Here is a 16,420-nt window from a genome sequence, read left to right as displayed (position 1 = left end):
TGCGTTTTCGACAACCCGTTTTCTATTGTACGGTGACGTCATGGAAACCGTGCTGGTAACTGGAGGAACCGGCTTCCTGGCGACCCGCGTGATCACGCGAGCCCTGGAGGCCGGCCACGACGTGCGCACCACCGTGCGCGACGCGAGCAGGGCCCCGCGGGACGTGCCCTCGACGGTGGCCGATCTGACGTCCGACGACGGCTGGGACGAGGCGGTGAAGGGCTGCGACTACGTGCTCCACGTGGCCTCACCGCTGCCTGCCACGTCCCCGAAGGATGAGAACGAAGTGATCGTCCCGGCCGTGGAAGGCACCGTACGGGTGCTTCGGGCGGCCCGTGACGCGGGGGTGCGGCGTGTAGTCGTCACCTCGTCGTTCGCGGCCATCGGCTACGGTCACCCGCAGACCGACCGGCCCTTCACCGAGGAGGACTGGAGTGAGATCGACGCCGACGTCGCGCCATACGTGAAGTCCAAGGCGCTGGCCGAGCGGGCGGCCTGGGCGTTCGACCGCGGCGAGATGGAGCTGACCGTGGTCAACCCGGTCGGCATCTTCGGTCCGGTGCTGGGCCCGGACTACGCCAGCTCGATCAATGTGGTGGCCGGGCTGATGAACGGCTCGATGCCGGCCATCCCGCGGGTGTCCTTCGGGATGATCGACGTACGGGACGCCGCCGACCTGCACCTTCGGGCGATGACGGCGAAGGAGGCGGCCGGGGAGCGCTTCCTGGGGTCCTCCGGCGACGCCGTGTCGATGGAACACATCGCGACCGTGCTGCGCGAGCGACTGGGCTACGACACGCCGACCGAGGTGGTGCCCGACGAGGTCGTCAAGAAGGCGGCCAGGACTGACGCGTCGATGGCCGAACTGGCCAGGAGCGTCGGCCTGGTTCGCCACCTGTCCAACGCCAAGGCCGTGAGAGTGCTCGGCTGGACGCCGCGCCCGACCGACGACGTGATAGTCGAGACCGGGCGCAGCCTCCGTGAAGGGGGTTATGCCTGATAAGCCGGAAAGCGACTCCGGTCCCCTCACCCGGAAACACGTGGTTTCTAATGCGACCCGCTCTCATCAGCCAACACGCCGTTCAAGCTGCTAGAAGGTGAGCGTCCATCCTTCGCGTCCGGCTTGTTCCTTGGTGTACGAGACGCCGTGAACCTTGAGACCGGCGGGGTCGAGCAAGGTGATGGCTCCGCCGTTGTTGCCCAGTTGCAGACCGGCTGTCACCGGGAGGCGGAGCGTCTCGCCAGGTCCGAGGGAGCCCGCCAGGGGAAGGGTGCGTTTGGCCTGGTCGGCCAGGTGCCAGCCGTCGAGGCCGATCGGTCCGGGCGAGGCGTTGAGGAGGGTGACGGTCTCCGCTTCCGGGGCAGGGCCGACGGGGTTGACCAGCGCGGCGACAATCCGCAACGGCAGTTCTCCCGGGGTGGGCCGGGCCGGAGCGGCCCCGATGGTGTGACCGGTGGTGTCGTCGGTGTGCCAGGCCTGGGACTGGAAGGCCAGGAAGATCGCGATCCACCGACCCTCGCCAGGGAGATGGATGAGCATTCCCCCGTCCTGCCAGACACCGTCATCCCGTCGGAAACGCTCGCTGTTGCCCTGGTTCATGTGCACGTCGTGCACCCCGTTGCCCGGCAGGAACCCGAATACCTTGTCGCGAGTGGACGCTTCCGGGCCCCACCGTTCACCGAACACGTACACCCCGGCCGCGGCGTCATTGATCGCGCGCTGGACGTAGTGGTCGAGCTTGTCCGCGAGGTCGTTGTCGCTGCCGGGCAGTTCGGGCGGCAGGGCACGCATAAGCGCGGGATCGAACAGGTTGCCCCGGATATAGTCCAGCGCTCCCTTCCCCGGGCTGGGCGCCAGCGCCGTCCATCCACTCCCGGCTGCGGGCAACAGCCCGGTCATGGGATGGGTGAAGTTCTCGTCAGCGAGATACAGCAACTCGGACGGCGCCTGCTGCGACTGCACATTGACCGCGGCCCGGTAGTCAGTGCCCGCGGTATCCCGCAGATGGATCTGGTAGTGCGGAGTGTCGGTGGTCCCTTCACGACGCCGATCCACCGGACGACCGGCGAGTACACCATAGGAGCGCAACGGCATTGGGGTGAAGTCCAATCAGCATAGGGAGCCAGGCTCCAAACCGAATCGCGCATGAAATAGAAAGACGTGGCGAAACCGGGCGATATGGCCCGGGTCAAGGTGCCTTACGCAGACATCATCTGCGCCTGCCACGCCCTCGCCACAGCGACATCGTCCGGGTTCAAGGTGCTCGACATGAACATCCCCGCGAACGTATCTCCCTGACATCGCGCATGGAAGACACCATGGCGAAGTCCACCCCAGTTCCGAGCCGGAACTCGCCTCCACCGCTCAGAGAAATTACCTCAACGAGGGTCACGCCCGCACGCTTAACCCAGCCGCGAATTCCGCGCCGCCAACCGGGTGCCCCAAGAGCACCTAACACAATGAGCAGATTTACCGGGTTGCTCACCGTTATCCGGCGCCGTTAACGCCGGTAGCGGTTCTCGCCGCACCGGCGCCACGAGCAGCAGCGGGTTGTTGAGACCTGCACGGCGGAGGGACTCGGCCAGGGAGAGGGAGCCGCCGCCAGAACTGCTGCGGTTCTGGCGGGGTTGGCCGTCGTTCCTCGACCGTTGGCAAGCTGTCAGCGTCGGGGAGACATTTTCCCGCTGAAACCCCCGGTGTCCTTAGGAGCGCGGAGTTTCAGCGGTTTCGTCGGCCTGGGTCGTTGAGGCCTGCGCGGCGGAGGGCCTCGGCCATGGAGCCGCCGCCGGAGTTGGAGTCGCGGTTGGAGCCGCCGCGGTTTTGGCGGGATTGGGTGCCGCCCTGTTGTTTGCCGCCTGGTTTGCCCTGGCGAGGTTCGCCGCGCGGGGATGGCACGGATTTTGCCGCGTCGTCTTCTAGGCGCAAGGTCAGGGAGATGCGTTTGCGGGGGATGTCCACGTCGAGGACCTTGACGCGGACGATGTCGCCCGGTTTCACCACGTCGCGGGGATCCTTCACGAAATTTGATGACATGGCTGAGACGTGGACCAAGCCGTCCTGGTGGACGCCGACGTCGACGAACGCGCCGAAGGCGGCGACGTTGGTGACGACGCCTTCCAGGATCAGGCCGGGCTTGAGGTCGCTGATCTTGTCGATGCCGTCTTTGAAGGTGGCCGTCTTGAAGGCGGGGCGAGGGTCGCGGCCGGGCTTTTCGAGTTCCTTGAGGATGTCGGTCACCGTCGGGAGGCCGAAGGTGTCGTCGACGAAGTCGGCGGGGTTGAGTTTCCTGAGTTTGGCGCTGTCACCGATCACGGACTTGAGGTCGCCGCCCGCCAGCATCCGGCGCACCACCGGATACGCCTCCGGGTGCACGCTGGAGGCGTCCAGCGGATCGTCTCCGCCGGGGATGCGCAGGAAGCCCGCGCACTGCTCGAAGGCCTTGGGTCCCAGCCGGGCCACGTCCTTCAACGCCCGCCGCGACCGGAACGGGCCGTTGGCGTCGCGATGCAGCACGATGTTCTCGGCCAGCCCGGACCCGATCCCCGACACCCGCGTCAGCAGGGGAGCTGAGGCCGTGTTCACGTCCACGCCGACCGCGTTCACGCAGTCCTCCACCACCGCGTCCAGCGACCGCGACAGTTTCAACTCGGACAGATCGTGCTGATACTGCCCCACGCCGATCGACTTGGGATCGATCTTCACCAGCTCGGCCAGCGGATCCTGCAGCCGCCGCGCGATCGACACCGCGCCCCGCAGCGACACGTCCAGCTCGGGCAACTCCTGCGACGCGTACGCAGAAGCCGAATAGACCGAAGCCCCCGCCTCCGACACCACGATCTTCGTCAGGCCGGGCATCAGCTTCAGCAAGTCGCCCGCGAGCTTGTCGGTCTCCCGTGACGCGGTCCCGTTGCCGATCGCGATCAGCTCGACCGCGTGCTTGCGCGCGAGCGCCCCGAGCACGGCGATCGACTGGTCCCACTGCCGCCGCGGCTCGTGCGGGTAGATCGTCGCGGTCTCGACCACCTTGCCGGTCGCGTCGACCACGGCCACCTTCACCCCCGTACGCAACCCGGGGTCGAGCCCCATCGTGGGCCGGGTCCCCGCCGGAGCGGCCAGCAGCAGGTCGCGCAGGTTGGCCGCGAACACCCGCACGGCCTCCTCCTCGGCCGCCTGCCACAGCCGCGTCCGCAGGTCGATGCCCAGATGCACGAGCACCCGCGTCCGCCAGGCCCACCGCACCGTGTCCACCAGCCAGCGATCCGCCGCCCGGCCCTGGTCCGCGATCCCGAACCGCCGCGCGATCCGCCGCTCGAACGTGCTCGGCCCCTCCTGCGGCTCCTCCGGCTCCAGGGTCAGCGAGAGGATCTCCTCCTTCTCGCCCCGGAACATGGCCAGGATGCGATGCGAGGGCAGCTTGGTGAACGGCTCGCCGAACGCGAAGTAGTCGGAGAACTTGGCCCCGGCCTCCTCCTTGCCCTCCTTGACCTGCGCCAGCAGCCGCCCGCGCGACCACATGCTCTCGCGCAGCTCGCCGATCAGGTCCGCGTCCTCGCCGAACCGCTCGATGAGAATGGCCCGCGCCCCTTCGAGGGCGGCCGCCGCGTCGGCCACCGCCTCCCCGACATAGGCGGCCGCGGTGGCCGCCGGATCCAGGGCCGGATCCCCGAGCAGCTGGTCGGCCAGCGGCTCGAGCCCGGCCTCCCGCGCGATCTGCGCCTTGGTCCGCCGCTTCGGCTTGTAGGGCAGGTAGATGTCCTCCAGCCGCGCCTTGGAGTCGGCCGCCATGATCTGCGCTTCCAGCGCGTCGTCCAGCTTGCCCTGCGACCGGATCGACTCCAGGATCGCGCTCCGGCGCTCCTCCAGCTCCCGCAGATAGCGCAGCCGCTCCTCCAGCGACCGCAGCTGCGCGTCGTCGAGCATCTCGGTCGCTTCCTTGCGATACCGCGCGATGAACGGCACGGTCGCCCCGCCATCGAGCAGCTCCACGGCCGCGGCCACCTGCCGCTCCCGCACACCGAGCTCCTCGGCGATCCGCTGGTTGATCGAAGTCGTCACCCGGCTATTCTGCCCGACCCCGCACGCCCCCGCCGCCTCCCTGTGGACAACGACCAATAGACAGGCCCGCCGGAGAGGGTTCTCCGGCGGGCCAGGTAGGGGCGAGATCAGAGGCTCGCCCGGGTCGGGATCAGGCCAGGCCGTTCTTCATGGCCGTGATCAGTTCGCCGTTGGTGGTGTCGCCGGTGAGTTCCCAGAAGAACGCGCCGCCGAGTCCCTGGTCCTTGGAGTAGGTCATCTTGCCGCCGATGGTGCCCGGTGTGTCGTAGCTCCACCAGTTGCTGCCGCACTTCGCGTACGACGTGCCGGCGATCGTCCCGGTCGGCGGGCAGGTGTTCTTGAGGACCTTGTAGTCCTCGTTGCCCGCCTCGTACGTGCCGGGCGCCGGGCCGGTGGCCGTACCACCCGGAGTGGCCTGGGTGACGCCGGTCCAGCCGCGGCCGTAGAAACCGATGCCGAGCAGCAGCTTGCTGGACGGAACGCCCTTGCTCTTCAGTTTCTGGATGGCCGCGTCGGAGTAGAAGCCCGCCGTCGGGATGCCGGTGTAGGACGTCAGCGGCGAGTGTGGAGCGGTCGGGCCCTGCGGGGCGAAGGCGCCGAAGTAGTCGTAGGTCATGACGTTGTACCAGTCGAGGTACTGGGCGGCGCCGCCGTAGTCGGCCGCGTCGATCTTGCCGCCGTTGGTGCCGTCGGCGGTGATCGCGGCGGTGACCAGGTTGCCGGAGCCGAACCGGTTGCGCAGCGCCTGCATCACGTTGCGGAAGGACGCGAAGCCGCTGGTGTCACAGGACAGGCCGCAGGCGTTCGGGTACTCCCAGTCGATGTCGATGCCGTCGAACACGTCCGCCCAGCGCGGGTCCTCCACCAGGTTGTAGCAGGAGTTGGCGAAGGCGGTCGGGTTGGCCGCGGCCTGGCCGAAGCCGCCGGACCAGGTCCAGCCGCCGAACGAGAACAGGATCTTGATGTTCGGGTACTGGGCCTTGAGCTTGCGCAGCTGGTTGAAGCTGCCGCGCAGCGCGCCCGCGTCCCAGGTGTCGGCGACGCCGTCCACGCTCTCGGCCGCGCTGTAGAACCGGTCGTAGTCGGCGTAGGTGTCGCCGAGGACGCACTGGCCGTTGGTCACGTTGCCGAAGGCGTAGTTGATGTGCGTCAGCTTGGCCGCCGAACCGCTGGTGACGATGTTCTTGACGTGGTAGCCGCGCTGGTAGACGCCCCACTGCACGAAGTAGCCGAGCAGCTTCTTGTTGCCGCCTCCGCCGCCGGTGGTGGTCGCGGTCACCGAGTTGCTCAGGCCGGATTGGTTGTTGGCGGCGTCGCGGGCGCGTACCTGGTAGGTGTAGCTGGTGTTGGCGGCTCGTCCGGTGTCGGTGTAGGTCGTGCCGGTCACCGTGGTGACGAGCGTGCCGCCACGGTAGATCAGGTAGCCGGTGACGCCGACGTTGTCGGTGGAGGCGTTCCAGGCCAGCGAGACGCTGTTGTTGGTCACGCCGGTGCTGCGCAGGTTGCCGGGCACGGACGGCGCGGTCGTGTCGCCGCCGCCGCCGGTGGTGGTCGCGGTCACCGAGTTGCTCAGGGCGGACTGGTTGTTGGCGGCGTCGCGGGCGCGTACCTGGTAGGTGTAGCTGGTGTTGGCGGCTCGTCCGGTGTCGGTGTAGGTCGTGCCGGTCACCGTGGTGACGAGGGTGCCGCCACGGTAGATCAGGTAGCCGGTGACGCCGACGTTGTCGGTGGAGGCGTTCCAGGCCAGCGAGACGCTGTTGTTGGTCACGCCGGTGCTGCGCAGGTTGCCGGGCACGGACGGCGCGGTCGTGTCGCCGCCGCCACCCCCGCCGGTCACCGCGATCGCCGACACCGTCGCGTAGTTGGCCCCGCCGTTCATGTTGAACTGCACGTTCAGCTGGCCGTCGCTCACGGTGGTGTTGTACGTCCGGTCGCAGGCGGTCAACGCCCCGCAGGAGGCGAACACGTCGAAGCCGGTGGCCACCACCGTGTTCTCGATCCGGATGTCGAACTTGCGCTGTCCGGCGGCGTTGGCCCAGTCCTCGACCATCTTCAGGGTGACCGTGTACGTGCCGTTGGCGACGTCGAACTTGTAGCCGCCCCAGCCGTTGAACAGCTGGTAGTTCTGGTAGAGGGCGTCGTCGGTGGTGCCCCCGATGGCGCTGCCGGTCGAGCCGGAGCCGTAGGAGGTCTCATACCCCCACGTGCCGCTGGAGTACGCCTTGTCGGCGAGCCAGGCGTTGCCGCCGCCGTCGGTGAAGGCCCCGCCGTTGGCGTTGGCCCGCAGCGGTACGGTCACCGCGCCGAACGCGGCGTTTGGGGAGAGGAAGAGAGGAAGAAGCAGTGCCCCCACTGCCAGTAACAGGGTGTAAACGGTCCTGGATCTCATATCTGTGCTGCTCCACGTCCATGGGGGGATCGGATGTCGGGACGCGTGTGCACGGCCGACCGGGCTCGGGCGGGCACTCGGGGGGAAACGCTCAGCGGGTGGGGTTCCTGGGCGGGCGGCGATCGCTGCATGGCGCACGGTTCCTAGCTGCGGGTTCCAAGGAAACTATTAGGAAGCTTTCCTTTTAATTGGAGCGAACGTAACCCGCCTGCCGTTTCGTAGTCAATAACCAGCCTGGAGTGAGCGCCAGATGGGCTCGGGCAGCACCCGGGCGGCCTCGGCCAGATCGATGCCCGGCACCCCCGCCAGCCAGCGCCGGGTCACCTCGGCGAGCGGCCCGATCAGCAGCATCTCGATCAGCGGAATCGGCAGGTCGGCCACGGTTCCGGCGGCGATGTGCGGGCGCAGCCAGGCCACCAGGCGGTCGATTTGCGGCGCTTTGCGCTCGGCGATCGCGGCCGCGTGCCCGGCCGTGTTGGGGGCGGCGTGGATGAAACGGGCGCGCGCGGGGCTGGTCCTGGTGAAGGCCAGGTACGCGCGGACGATCGCGCGCACTCCCGTCCGCGGCGTGCGGGTGCGCTCCAGGGCGTCGATCAGCGCGTCCAGCAGCAGGGCCATACATTCGCTGTACAGCGCTGCAGCCAGCCCGTCGAAGCTGCCGAAATGGTGATAAAGGCTGCCCACGCTGACGCCGCTGCGCGTAGTCACTCCGCGCAGGGTGAAATCACCTTCCGTGAATGCGACGAGAGCCGTGTCCAGCAGCCGCTGGACGGTCTCCTCGCTCCTGCGCTGCCTCATCCGGCCCCGGTGAGCTCGGCGGCCTGCGTCCAGACCCGCCTGGCGAGGTCCTCGTCCAGCTCGATCGGGATCTCCTTGTTCACGTTGAAGAACCGGCCGGTGCCCGTGTTCTCGAGCGCGAGCCGTACGACCGGCTCCGCGCCCTTCTCAGGAGGCAGCCAGAACCGTTTGGCCGCCTTGAGCAGCAGACCGGCCGGGCCGCCCCGGTCGCCCAGACCTGTCCGGATCACCCCCGGGTGCACGGCGTCGATCGTCACCCCGGCATCCTCCCATCGCCTGGCGAACAGTGGGAGCATGAGCACGTTGCAGAGCTTGGTGTCCGCGTAGGTGCGGATCGGGTGGAAGTCCAGGCCCTGCGGGGTGCGGTCGGGGTTGACCTTGCCTTTGGCGTACAGGCCCGCGCTGACCTGCACCACGCGGCCGAGGAGGTCCTCCAGCAGGTGGTTGAGCAGGAACGGCGCGAGGTGGTTGATCGCGAACGACTCCTCCACGCCGTCGGCGGTGAGCACCCGGCGGCTCGGCCACAGGCCCGCGTTGTGCACCAGCACTTCGATCCTGGGGCAGATCCGGCGCAGTTCCTCGGCCAGGATCCGGACTCCCGCGAACGTGGTGAGATCGCCCACGACCAGATCCACCTCCCCGGGCAGCGCCCGGATCGCCGCCGCGCCACGTTCCCGGTCCCGGGAGACCAGCACCACCCGCTTCCCGGCCCGCGCCAGCCGCTCGCACACCGCGTATCCGATCCCCCGGTTGCCCCCGGTCACCACCACAGTCATGCGGGCAGCATATTTAGAGCAAATCTCTAGAGCAAGTTTCTAAATCATGGTCAGTACCCCGTCGACGGCTGCCAGCGCGAGGGTCTTATATCCGACCGATTCGAACAGCACGACGATCCGGTCGTGCTCGCGGCTCAGCACCACGCCACGACCCCAGCGCACGTGCTGGACCTTGGCGTGCACCGGAAAAGGGCCCGCCCCGGGTTCGATCCGCCGCTCGTCCCGGCAGGCGTCGCAGTGACCGCAGCCCCCCTGGTACGGCTCGCCGAAGTAGCCCAGCAGGAACCGGCGGCGGCAGCCGGTCGTCTCCGCGTAGCCGCGCATCATGTCGATCCTGGACTCGTCCACGCGATGCCGCGTCTCATCCAGCCGGACCGCTTCGGCGGCGGCCCGCTCGGGCGACGGCCCGCCGGGCACGTAACGGAGATCGCCGGAGGCGGTGACTGTGAGGGCGTTCACCCGTTCGAGCAAATTGACCAAGGCCGTCAGCCGGGAGGCCCCGATATCGAGCAGGGCGCGCAGCTCACCGGCGGGGACGGTGCCGCCGTGTTCCCGTACCAGGGTGGCCACCCGGAGCAGCAAGCCGGAGTCGACGCGGCCGCCGGTCAGGAACCGGCGCAGCCCGAGATCCTCCGGGCGGTAGAACAGCACGGCCGACGCGGCGCCGCCGTCCCGCCCCGCCCGGCCGATCTCCTGGTAGTACGCGTCGGGCGACTCGGGCGGGCCGGCGTGCAGCACATACCGCACATCGTGGCGGTCGATTCCCATGCCGAACGCCGAGGTGGCCACCACGGTGTCGACCGCACCCGCCGAGAACAGCTCGTGCACGCGCGTCCGCTCGGCCGACCGCATCCCCGCGTGGTACGGCTCCGCCCGCCGCCCCCGCTCGGCGATCGCCCCGGCGTATTCCTCGGCCTCACGGCGGCTGGCCACGTACACAAGACCCAGGCCCTCCCGCGTCGCGGCGTGCTCGATCAGCGCCCGGCGTTTGTCGCCGTCCTTCGCGAAGCGCCGGACCGCCAGGTGGATGTTGGGCCGGTCGAACCCCCGGACGATCTCCTTCGGCCGCCTCAGTCCCAGCGATCTGACGATCTCCTCACGCACGTTCGGCGCCGCCGTGGCCGTGAGCGCCACCACGGGAGGGTGACCGAGCAGTTCGATCGCCTTCCCCAGGCGGAGATAGTCCGGGCGGAAGTCGTGCCCCCAAGAGGAGACGCAGTGCGCCTCGTCCACGGCGATAAGGGATGGTTTGGCCGTGGCGAGCTGGGCCACCACCTCGGGCTTGGCCAGTTGCTCGGGGGAGAGGAACACGAACTCGGCCCGTCCGGCCGTGACCTGATCCAGTCCCGCCGCCACCGGCGAGGTCGAGTTGACAGCCACCGCTCCGCCCGCGCCGGCCTTCAGCAGGCTCGCCACCTGGTCCCGCTGGAGCGCGATGAGCGGCGAAACCACGATCGTCGGCCCGTCCAGCAGCAGTGCCGGCACCTGGTAGACCGCCGACTTCCCACCCCCGGTGGGCATCACCAGCAGCACATCCCGCCCGCCCAGCACCTGCTCCATGGCCTCCAGCTGCCCGGGCCGCAGCTCCCGCCACCCGAATCGCTTGCGGGCCACCTTCCGTAACCGCCGCCCTCGTGACCCGAACCGCCCGGCCAGCCTCGCCCACACGCCCATACGACCTCCATCTGGTGGCCGGACATTACCCGCGACGTGAGCTTTATCACGGCATGCGGAAAGTCGAACGCATGACCGCCAGATCCGCCTCGATCCGGGCGGCGGTCGCGCTGAGAGCGGGAAGCAGGGCCGCCCGGGTGCTCTCCGGGGTGCCACGGGCGACATGGGTGGCCACATTGATCGCCGCGATCACCCGGCCACCGGCGTCACGCACGGGTACGGCGAGCGAACGCAGCCCTTCCTCCAGCTCCTCATCTACCAGCGCGTACCCCTTGGCGGCCACCTCGGCCAGCACCGCGTCCATGTCGGTACGGCTCCGCCGGGTAAGCGGCCGCGGGGGAGTACGGGCAAGCAGACCGGCCTGCTCCGCAACACTGAGATCGGCGAGCAGCACCCGCCCCATGGACGTCGCGTACGCCGGCAGCCGACTCCCAACAGTGATATCCACACTCATAATCCGATAAGCCGGAACCCGGGCGACATACCGGATATCGGTGCCGTCCAGGACGGCCATCGACACCGATTCGCGTACCTGCTCCATCAACTCCGCCAGATGGGGCAGGACCACCTCGCCGAACCCCATCGACGACAGCCGCGCGTAGCCCAGCTCCAGCACCCGGGGCCGCGCCGCGAACCGCCTCCCCTCCTGCCCGGCGTACCCCAGATCGGCGAGCGTGAGCAGCGCCCGCCGCGCGGTGGCCCGGGGCAGCCCGGTGGCCTCGGCCGCCTCCGACAGGGTCAGCCCGCCGCGCGCCCGCCCCAGGCTCGCCAGCACCCCGAGCCCACGCGCCAGCGACTGCAGGAACTCCGCCCCCACCTCCTCCTTCACCCGCCTGGAGGAGTCGGCCGCCGCGACGTGCGGCCGAGCTTCGGCGGGGTGATGATCGAGGACGGGCGTCTCCGCCCGCAGCCGTGGCAGCACGCGCCCGGCCAGCGAGCCGATCGAGTGCCTGCTGGTATGGCTGACCACGCTGATCGCGCACACCGGCCGCCCGCGCCCGTCCCGCACCGGAACCGCGACCGCGATCAGACCCGGCTCGATGAGCTGATCGTCCTCCGCCCAGCCGCCACCCGCCGCGCGCGCCCGGCGGCGGAAATCGTCCTCCGCGCCCGGATCGCGCGGCACGGCCGTGACCAGGCCGCCCGCGCACCGCCACCGCGCCCAGTCCCCGGCGGTCCAGCCCGCCGCGAACAGGGCCCCGGGAGCGCAGCGTTCGGCAGGAAGCAGGTCGCCGATGCGAAAGGCCAGTGACATGGTCCGCCGCCGGGTGATCTGCGTGACGAACCGCACCCCGGCCCCGTCCGGCACGGCCACCGAGACCGACTCGTCGAACTCGTCCGCCAGGCGTTCGGCCAGCGGCCCCAGCGCCTCCGGGATGCCGCTCCCGGCCAGGTACGCGTTGCCCAGTTCCATCAGCCGGGGCGCGAGCCGTACCGACCGATCGGACTCCCGGACGTAGCCGAGCCGGACCAGGGTCGCCAGCACCCGGTCCACCGTCGACCGGGCCAGGCCGGTACGGCGGGTCAGGTCGCTGGGCCGGATGGCGTCCACATCGGCCATGTCGGCCATCTCGGACATGGCCCGCAGGACCGCCAGCCCGCGCTCCAGCGGGCCGACCCGGCCCTCGTTCGTCATTGACATGCGTCCTGTCCCAGGGGGAGACTCCTGTCCGTCATCAATTATGAACATTAGTTCATCAGGCGAACAGAAGGGGACATGGCGGAAATCTTGACCCTCCGGGAGGCGGTCGCCGCCCTCATCCGCCCTGGGGACACGGTGGCGATGGAGGGGTTCACGCATCTGATCCCGTACGCCGCCGCGCACGAGGTGATCCGGCAGGGCATCACCGACCTGACCCTGGTCCGGATGACCCCGGACGTGATCTACGACCAGCTGATCGGCATGGGCGCGGCCCGCAAGCTGGTCTTCTCCTGGGGCGGAAACCCGGGCGTCGGCTCGCTGCACCGCTTCCGCGACGCGGTCGAGAACGGCTGGCCGCGGCCGCTCGAACTCGACGAGCACAGCCACGCCGGGATGGCCAACCGCTACGTCGCCGGGGCGTCGAGGCTGCCGTTCGCGGTGCTGCGCGGCTATCGCGGCAGCGACCTGCCGGGCCGCTCGCCGACCATCTCGACCGTGCGCTGTCCGTTCACCGGCGAGGAGTTGGCGGCCGTGGCCGCCGTCAACCCCGACGTGACCATCATCCACGCGCAGCGGGCCGACCGGGCCGGGAACGTGCAGCTGTGGGGGCTGATCGGGGTGCAGAAAGAGGCCGCGCTGGCCGCCGAGCGGGTGCTGGTGACGGTCGAGGAGGTCGTGGACGCGCTCGATCCCCGGCCCGGCGCGGTCGTGCTGCCGTCCTGGTCGGTGCACGCGGTCGCGGTCGCCCCGAACGGCGCGCACCCGTCGTACACGGCGGGATACACCGTCCGCGACAACGACTTCTACCAAGCCTGGGATCCCATCTCCAGGGATCGGGACACCTTCCTGGCCTGGATGCGCGCGCATGTCCTGGAGGCGGCGTGAACTGGACCTCCGACGAGCTGATGACCGTCAACGCGGCACGCGCGCTGGCCGGGGCGCGCACCTGCTTCGTCGGCATCGGCCTGCCCAGCGCCGCCGCCAACCTGGCCCGCCGGACCGTCGAGCCCGGCCTCGTGCTGATCTACGAGTCCGGCACGCTCGGCTCCAAGCCGTCCCGGCTGCCGCTGTCCATCGGCGACGGCGAGCTGGCCGACACCGCCGACGCGGTCGTCTCGGTGCCGGAGATCTTCAACTACTGGCTCCAGGCCGGGCGCATCGACGTCGGCTTCCTCGGCGCCGCCCAGGTCGACCGATACGCCAACATCAACACCACCGTGATCGACCGGGGGCCCGGCCGCCCCGAGGGCCGCCTGCCCGGCGCCGGGGGAGCCCCCGAGATCGCGGCCAGTTGCGGGAAGGTCCTGATGGTGCTGCGCCACTCGCGCCGCAACCTGGTCGAGCGGCTGGACTTCGTCACCACGGTGGGCCACGGCTCAGGGCCGGGGGATCGCGCCAGGCTCGGCCTGCCCGGCGCGGGCCCTGTCGCGGTCATCACCGACCTCGGCGTGCTGCGGCCCGACCCGGAGACGGCCGAGCTCGTCCTGACCGAACTGCATCCGGGCGTGTCGGCTGAGCAGGTGTGCGAGGCCACCGCCTGGAAACTCCGCGTCGCGCCCGACCTCGGCGTGACCGAGCCGCCAACCCCCGTGGAACTCGCGGCACTCCGTGAACTATCCGATCGAGGAGCCTCAGATGCCTGACACTCAGGGCGATATCGACCGCGAGATCGCCGATATCAGCACCGCCGTGGCGAAGGCGGTCGCCGGGGGTGAACCGGAGCCCGAGCACCCCTTGCGCGACTACAAGCCCTACCGCAGCTCCACGCTCCGCCACCCGCACCTCCCGCTGATCCTGACCGAGCAGGCCGACACCGAACTCCGCGGCCCCGTCTTCGGCGTCACCGACGTGACCGAGCTCGACCGCGATCTCACCCGCCACGGCCTGGGCGAGCCGCTGGGCGAGCGCATCACCCTCACCGGCCGGGTCCTTGACCGTGACGGCAGGCCGGTGCGCCGCCAGCTGGTGGAGCTCTGGCAGGCCAACGCCGCCGGCCGTTACGCCCACGACCGCGACCAGCACCCCGCCCCGCTGGACCCCAACTTCACGGGCACCGGCCGCTGCCTCACCGACGACGAGGGCCGCTACTCCTTCACCACCATCAAGCCCGGCGCCTACCCCTGGCGTAACCACCTCAACGCGTGGCGGCCCGCGCACATCCACTTCTCCATATTCGGTACGGCTTTCGCCCAGCGGCTGGTCACCCAGATGTACTTCCCCAACGACCCGCTCTTCCGCTACGACCCGATTTTCAACTCGGTGCCCAGCGAGGCCGCCCGGCAGCGCATGATCGCCACGTACGATCATGATCTGTCCAGTCCGGAGTGGTCGCTCGGATACCGGTGGGACATCGTGCTGGACGGCCCTTCGGCGACGTGGATGGAGGAAGGCCGGTAAACCGGATCCCCCGCCTGAAGGCGGGGGCTTTCAGCCCGCGTGGCTGAAGGCCCGTGTGTTACCAGACCCAGCCATCACCGACAGGAGGTGACCTTGATGGCTACGTTCCGTGCAGGACGGAAGACCGACCGGGCTGTGCTTCCTCAGCAGCTCGCTCTCGAATTCGAGTCAGTAGACAACCCTGGGATCGGGGACGAAACGGGGCTCGGACGCCGTGTTACGGCATCCGGTGCGGGACATGGTCGAGGGGAGACCATCGGCGGCTCACCTGCCACCGGTGGCGTCACTCCCGAGCCCGCAAGGGCCGGGGAGAGGCCGCGTGAGCGGCACCCGTTCGTGTTCGTGCTCGACAAGCGCGGCATCCCGTTGCAGCCCACCACGCCCGCCAGGGCGCGCAGGCTGCTGAAGGTCGGGAGGGCGGTGGTGGCCCGGCACACCCCGTTCGTGATCCGCCTGAAAGACCGCATGATCGCCGACTCGCAGGTGGACGGTGTCGAGCTGGGCGTCGACCCCGGCAGCAAGCACACCGGGATCGCGGTGTTCACCGTCCAGGCGGGTGAGCGGCGCGGCCGGTACGCCGTGCAGCTCGACCACCGCGGCGCGCAGATTCGTAAGAAGCTGGAGCAGCGGGCCGCCTACCGGCGCGGACGCCGTACCCGGAACCTGCGCTACCGCGCCCCCCGCTTCCTCAACCGGACCCGCCCCAAGGGCTGGCTGGCGCCGTCGCTGCGGCACCGGGTCGACACCACCGTCTCCTGGGTCGACCGGCTCACCCGGTGGGCTCCCGTCACGGCGGTGCACGTGGAACGCGTCGCGTTCGACACCCACGCCATCACCGCCGGCCGCCCTATGGAAGGCGCCGAGTACCAGCACGGCACCCTGCACGGCGTCGAGGTGCGCGAGTACCTCCTCGCCAAGTTCGGCCGTGCCTGCCTCTACTGCGGCATCACCGGGGTGCCGCTGAACATCGACCACGTCCACCCCCGCTCAAAGGGTGGCTCGGACCGGGTGTCGAACCTGGTCCTGGCCTGCATCCCGTGTAACCAGGCCAAGGGGAACCGGCCTGTGGAGGAGTTCGCGCCGAAGCGGGCCGTGGAGATCCTGCGCCGGGCGAAGACGCCGCTGCGGGACGCCGCCGCGGTGAACGCCACCCGGTGGGTGCTGTGGCGGGCGCTGGACGCCTCCTGGCCCACGCACAGCGCATCCGGCGGGCGCACCAAGTGGAACCGCATCCGGTGCGGCCTGTCCAAGACGCACACGCTGGACGCGCTGGCGGTGGGCAAGCTCGGCACCGTCACCGAACTGGTGGCGGTCGTGCTGGTCGCCGGGTGCGCCGGGCGCGGCGCCTACACCCGTACCCGCACCGACCGGCACGGCTTTCCCCGGCTGCGCATGCCACGGGCCAAGCGGTTGTTCGGCTACGCCACCGGCGACCTGGTCCGCGCCGTGGTCCCCGGCGGCAAGAAGGCGGGCACGTACACCGGCCGCGTCGCCGTTCGGAGGACCGGCAGCTTCAACATCACCACCGCCCGCGGCGTCGTCCAGGGCATCCACCACCGGCACCTGCGCCTGCTGCAACGCGCCGACGGCTACGCCTACACCACGCGAGGAGAATCCGATGCATCGCGGTGACCGTTTCGACGGCGGTCCGCCTGGCGGCGGATCGCCTGTCCCTGCCCTGCTCGGCA

General features: G+C 69.7%; 12 protein-coding genes. 5 read left to right on the top strand and 7 right to left on the bottom strand.

Annotated features, from left to right (window positions below; genetic code table 11):
* Positions 1-40 precede the first annotated feature (40 nt).
* Positions 41-1,000: an SDR family oxidoreductase gene (locus Aple_RS18600; protein WP_155345882.1), complete on the top strand. Its 960-nt coding sequence runs from the start codon at positions 41-43 to the stop codon at positions 998-1,000.
* A 90-nt stretch (positions 1,001-1,090) separates the two neighbouring features.
* On the opposite strand, the gene Aple_RS18595 is transcribed toward Aple_RS18600, so the two are convergent.
* The 7 genes from Aple_RS18595 to Aple_RS56050 form a co-directional block, all read right to left on the bottom strand.
* Positions 1,091-2,095, bottom strand: a complete 1,005-nt coding sequence (locus Aple_RS18595; protein ID WP_155345960.1) for a DUF2278 family protein — start codon at positions 2,093-2,095, stop codon at positions 1,091-1,093.
* A 624-nt stretch (positions 2,096-2,719) separates the two neighbouring features.
* A complete protein-coding gene (locus tag Aple_RS18590; protein ID WP_155345881.1) occupies positions 2,720-5,056 on the bottom strand; it encodes a Tex family protein in 2,337 nt (778 codons plus the stop codon).
* Between the two features lie 130 nt (positions 5,057-5,186).
* Positions 5,187-7,445, bottom strand: a complete 2,259-nt coding sequence (locus tag Aple_RS18585) for a glycosyl hydrolase family 18 protein (protein ID WP_218038397.1) — start codon at positions 7,443-7,445, stop codon at positions 5,187-5,189.
* A gap of 222 nt (positions 7,446-7,667) precedes the next feature.
* On the bottom strand, positions 7,668-8,243 hold the full coding sequence (locus Aple_RS18580; RefSeq protein WP_155345880.1) for a TetR/AcrR family transcriptional regulator: 576 nt from the start codon (positions 8,241-8,243) through the stop codon (positions 7,668-7,670).
* On the bottom strand, positions 8,240-9,019 hold the full coding sequence (locus Aple_RS18575; RefSeq protein ID WP_155345879.1) for an SDR family NAD(P)-dependent oxidoreductase: 780 nt from the start codon (positions 9,017-9,019) through the stop codon (positions 8,240-8,242). Before Aple_RS18575 ends, Aple_RS18580 begins: the two co-directional genes overlap by 4 nt.
* Before the next feature lie 39 nt (positions 9,020-9,058).
* Positions 9,059-10,693: a RecQ family ATP-dependent DNA helicase gene (locus Aple_RS18570; RefSeq protein ID WP_155345878.1), complete on the bottom strand. Its 1,635-nt coding sequence runs from the start codon at positions 10,691-10,693 to the stop codon at positions 9,059-9,061.
* Between the two features lie 46 nt (positions 10,694-10,739).
* Positions 10,740-12,329 carry an IclR family transcriptional regulator domain-containing protein gene (locus Aple_RS56050; RefSeq protein WP_155345877.1) on the bottom strand — a complete coding sequence of 530 codons (1,590 nt, stop codon included), beginning with the start codon at positions 12,327-12,329 and terminating at the stop codon, positions 10,740-10,742.
* Between the two features lie 81 nt (positions 12,330-12,410).
* On the opposite strand from Aple_RS56050, the gene Aple_RS18560 reads away from it, so the two are divergent.
* From Aple_RS18560 to iscB, 4 genes are all read left to right on the top strand, one after another.
* The gene (locus tag Aple_RS18560; RefSeq protein WP_155345876.1) at positions 12,411-13,220 is read left to right on the top strand and encodes a CoA transferase subunit A; all 810 of its coding nucleotides are present in this window, start codon (positions 12,411-12,413) and stop codon (positions 13,218-13,220) included.
* A gap of 20 nt (positions 13,221-13,240) precedes the next feature.
* Positions 13,241-13,978 (top strand): CoA-transferase subunit beta, encoded by a 738-nt coding sequence (locus Aple_RS18555; protein WP_155345958.1) that lies wholly within the window; start codon positions 13,241-13,243, stop codon positions 13,976-13,978.
* Positions 13,971-14,732, top strand: coding sequence for a protocatechuate 3,4-dioxygenase subunit beta (pcaH, locus tag Aple_RS18550; RefSeq protein ID WP_155345875.1), 762 nt, complete (start codon positions 13,971-13,973; stop codon positions 14,730-14,732). Before Aple_RS18555 ends, pcaH begins: the two co-directional genes overlap by 8 nt.
* Before the next feature lie 336 nt (positions 14,733-15,068).
* Positions 15,069-16,364 (top strand): RNA-guided endonuclease IscB, encoded by a 1,296-nt coding sequence (iscB, locus tag Aple_RS18545; RefSeq protein WP_246264585.1) that lies wholly within the window; start codon positions 15,069-15,071, stop codon positions 16,362-16,364.
* Positions 16,365-16,420: the final 56 nt, after the last annotated feature.

Origin of the sequence: Acrocarpospora pleiomorpha (genome assembly GCF_009687885.1) — a bacterium.
GTDB classification, from domain to species: Bacteria; Actinomycetota; Actinomycetes; order Streptosporangiales; family Streptosporangiaceae; genus Acrocarpospora; species Acrocarpospora pleiomorpha.
The sequence above is the reverse complement of the archived record's forward strand: the minus strand, read 5'-3'. Positions and strand labels throughout refer to the sequence as shown.

What these genes read in the sequence shown, in the direction of transcription:
- Aple_RS18570 (WP_155345878.1), bottom strand. Translation starts at nt 10,693, where the DNA reads ATGGGCGTGTGGGCGAGGCTGGCCGGGCGGTTCGGGTCACGAGGGCGG.
- Aple_RS18560 (WP_155345876.1), top strand. Translation starts at nt 12,411, where the DNA reads ATGGCGGAAATCTTGACCCTCCGGGAGGCGGTCGCCGCCCTCATCCGC.
- Aple_RS18600 (WP_155345882.1), top strand. Translation starts at nt 41, where the DNA reads ATGGAAACCGTGCTGGTAACTGGAGGAACCGGCTTCCTGGCGACCCGC.
- Aple_RS18595 (WP_155345960.1), bottom strand. Translation starts at nt 2,095, where the DNA reads ATGCCGTTGCGCTCCTATGGTGTACTCGCCGGTCGTCCGGTGGATCGG.
- Aple_RS18555 (WP_155345958.1), top strand. Translation starts at nt 13,241, where the DNA reads ATGACCGTCAACGCGGCACGCGCGCTGGCCGGGGCGCGCACCTGCTTC.
- Aple_RS18585 (WP_218038397.1), bottom strand. Translation starts at nt 7,445, where the DNA reads ATGAGATCCAGGACCGTTTACACCCTGTTACTGGCAGTGGGGGCACTG.
- pcaH (WP_155345875.1), top strand. Translation starts at nt 13,971, where the DNA reads ATGCCTGACACTCAGGGCGATATCGACCGCGAGATCGCCGATATCAGC.
- Aple_RS18580 (WP_155345880.1), bottom strand. Translation starts at nt 8,243, where the DNA reads ATGAGGCAGCGCAGGAGCGAGGAGACCGTCCAGCGGCTGCTGGACACG.
- Aple_RS56050 (WP_155345877.1), bottom strand. Translation starts at nt 12,329, where the DNA reads ATGACGAACGAGGGCCGGGTCGGCCCGCTGGAGCGCGGGCTGGCGGTC.
- Aple_RS18575 (WP_155345879.1), bottom strand. Translation starts at nt 9,019, where the DNA reads ATGACTGTGGTGGTGACCGGGGGCAACCGGGGGATCGGATACGCGGTG.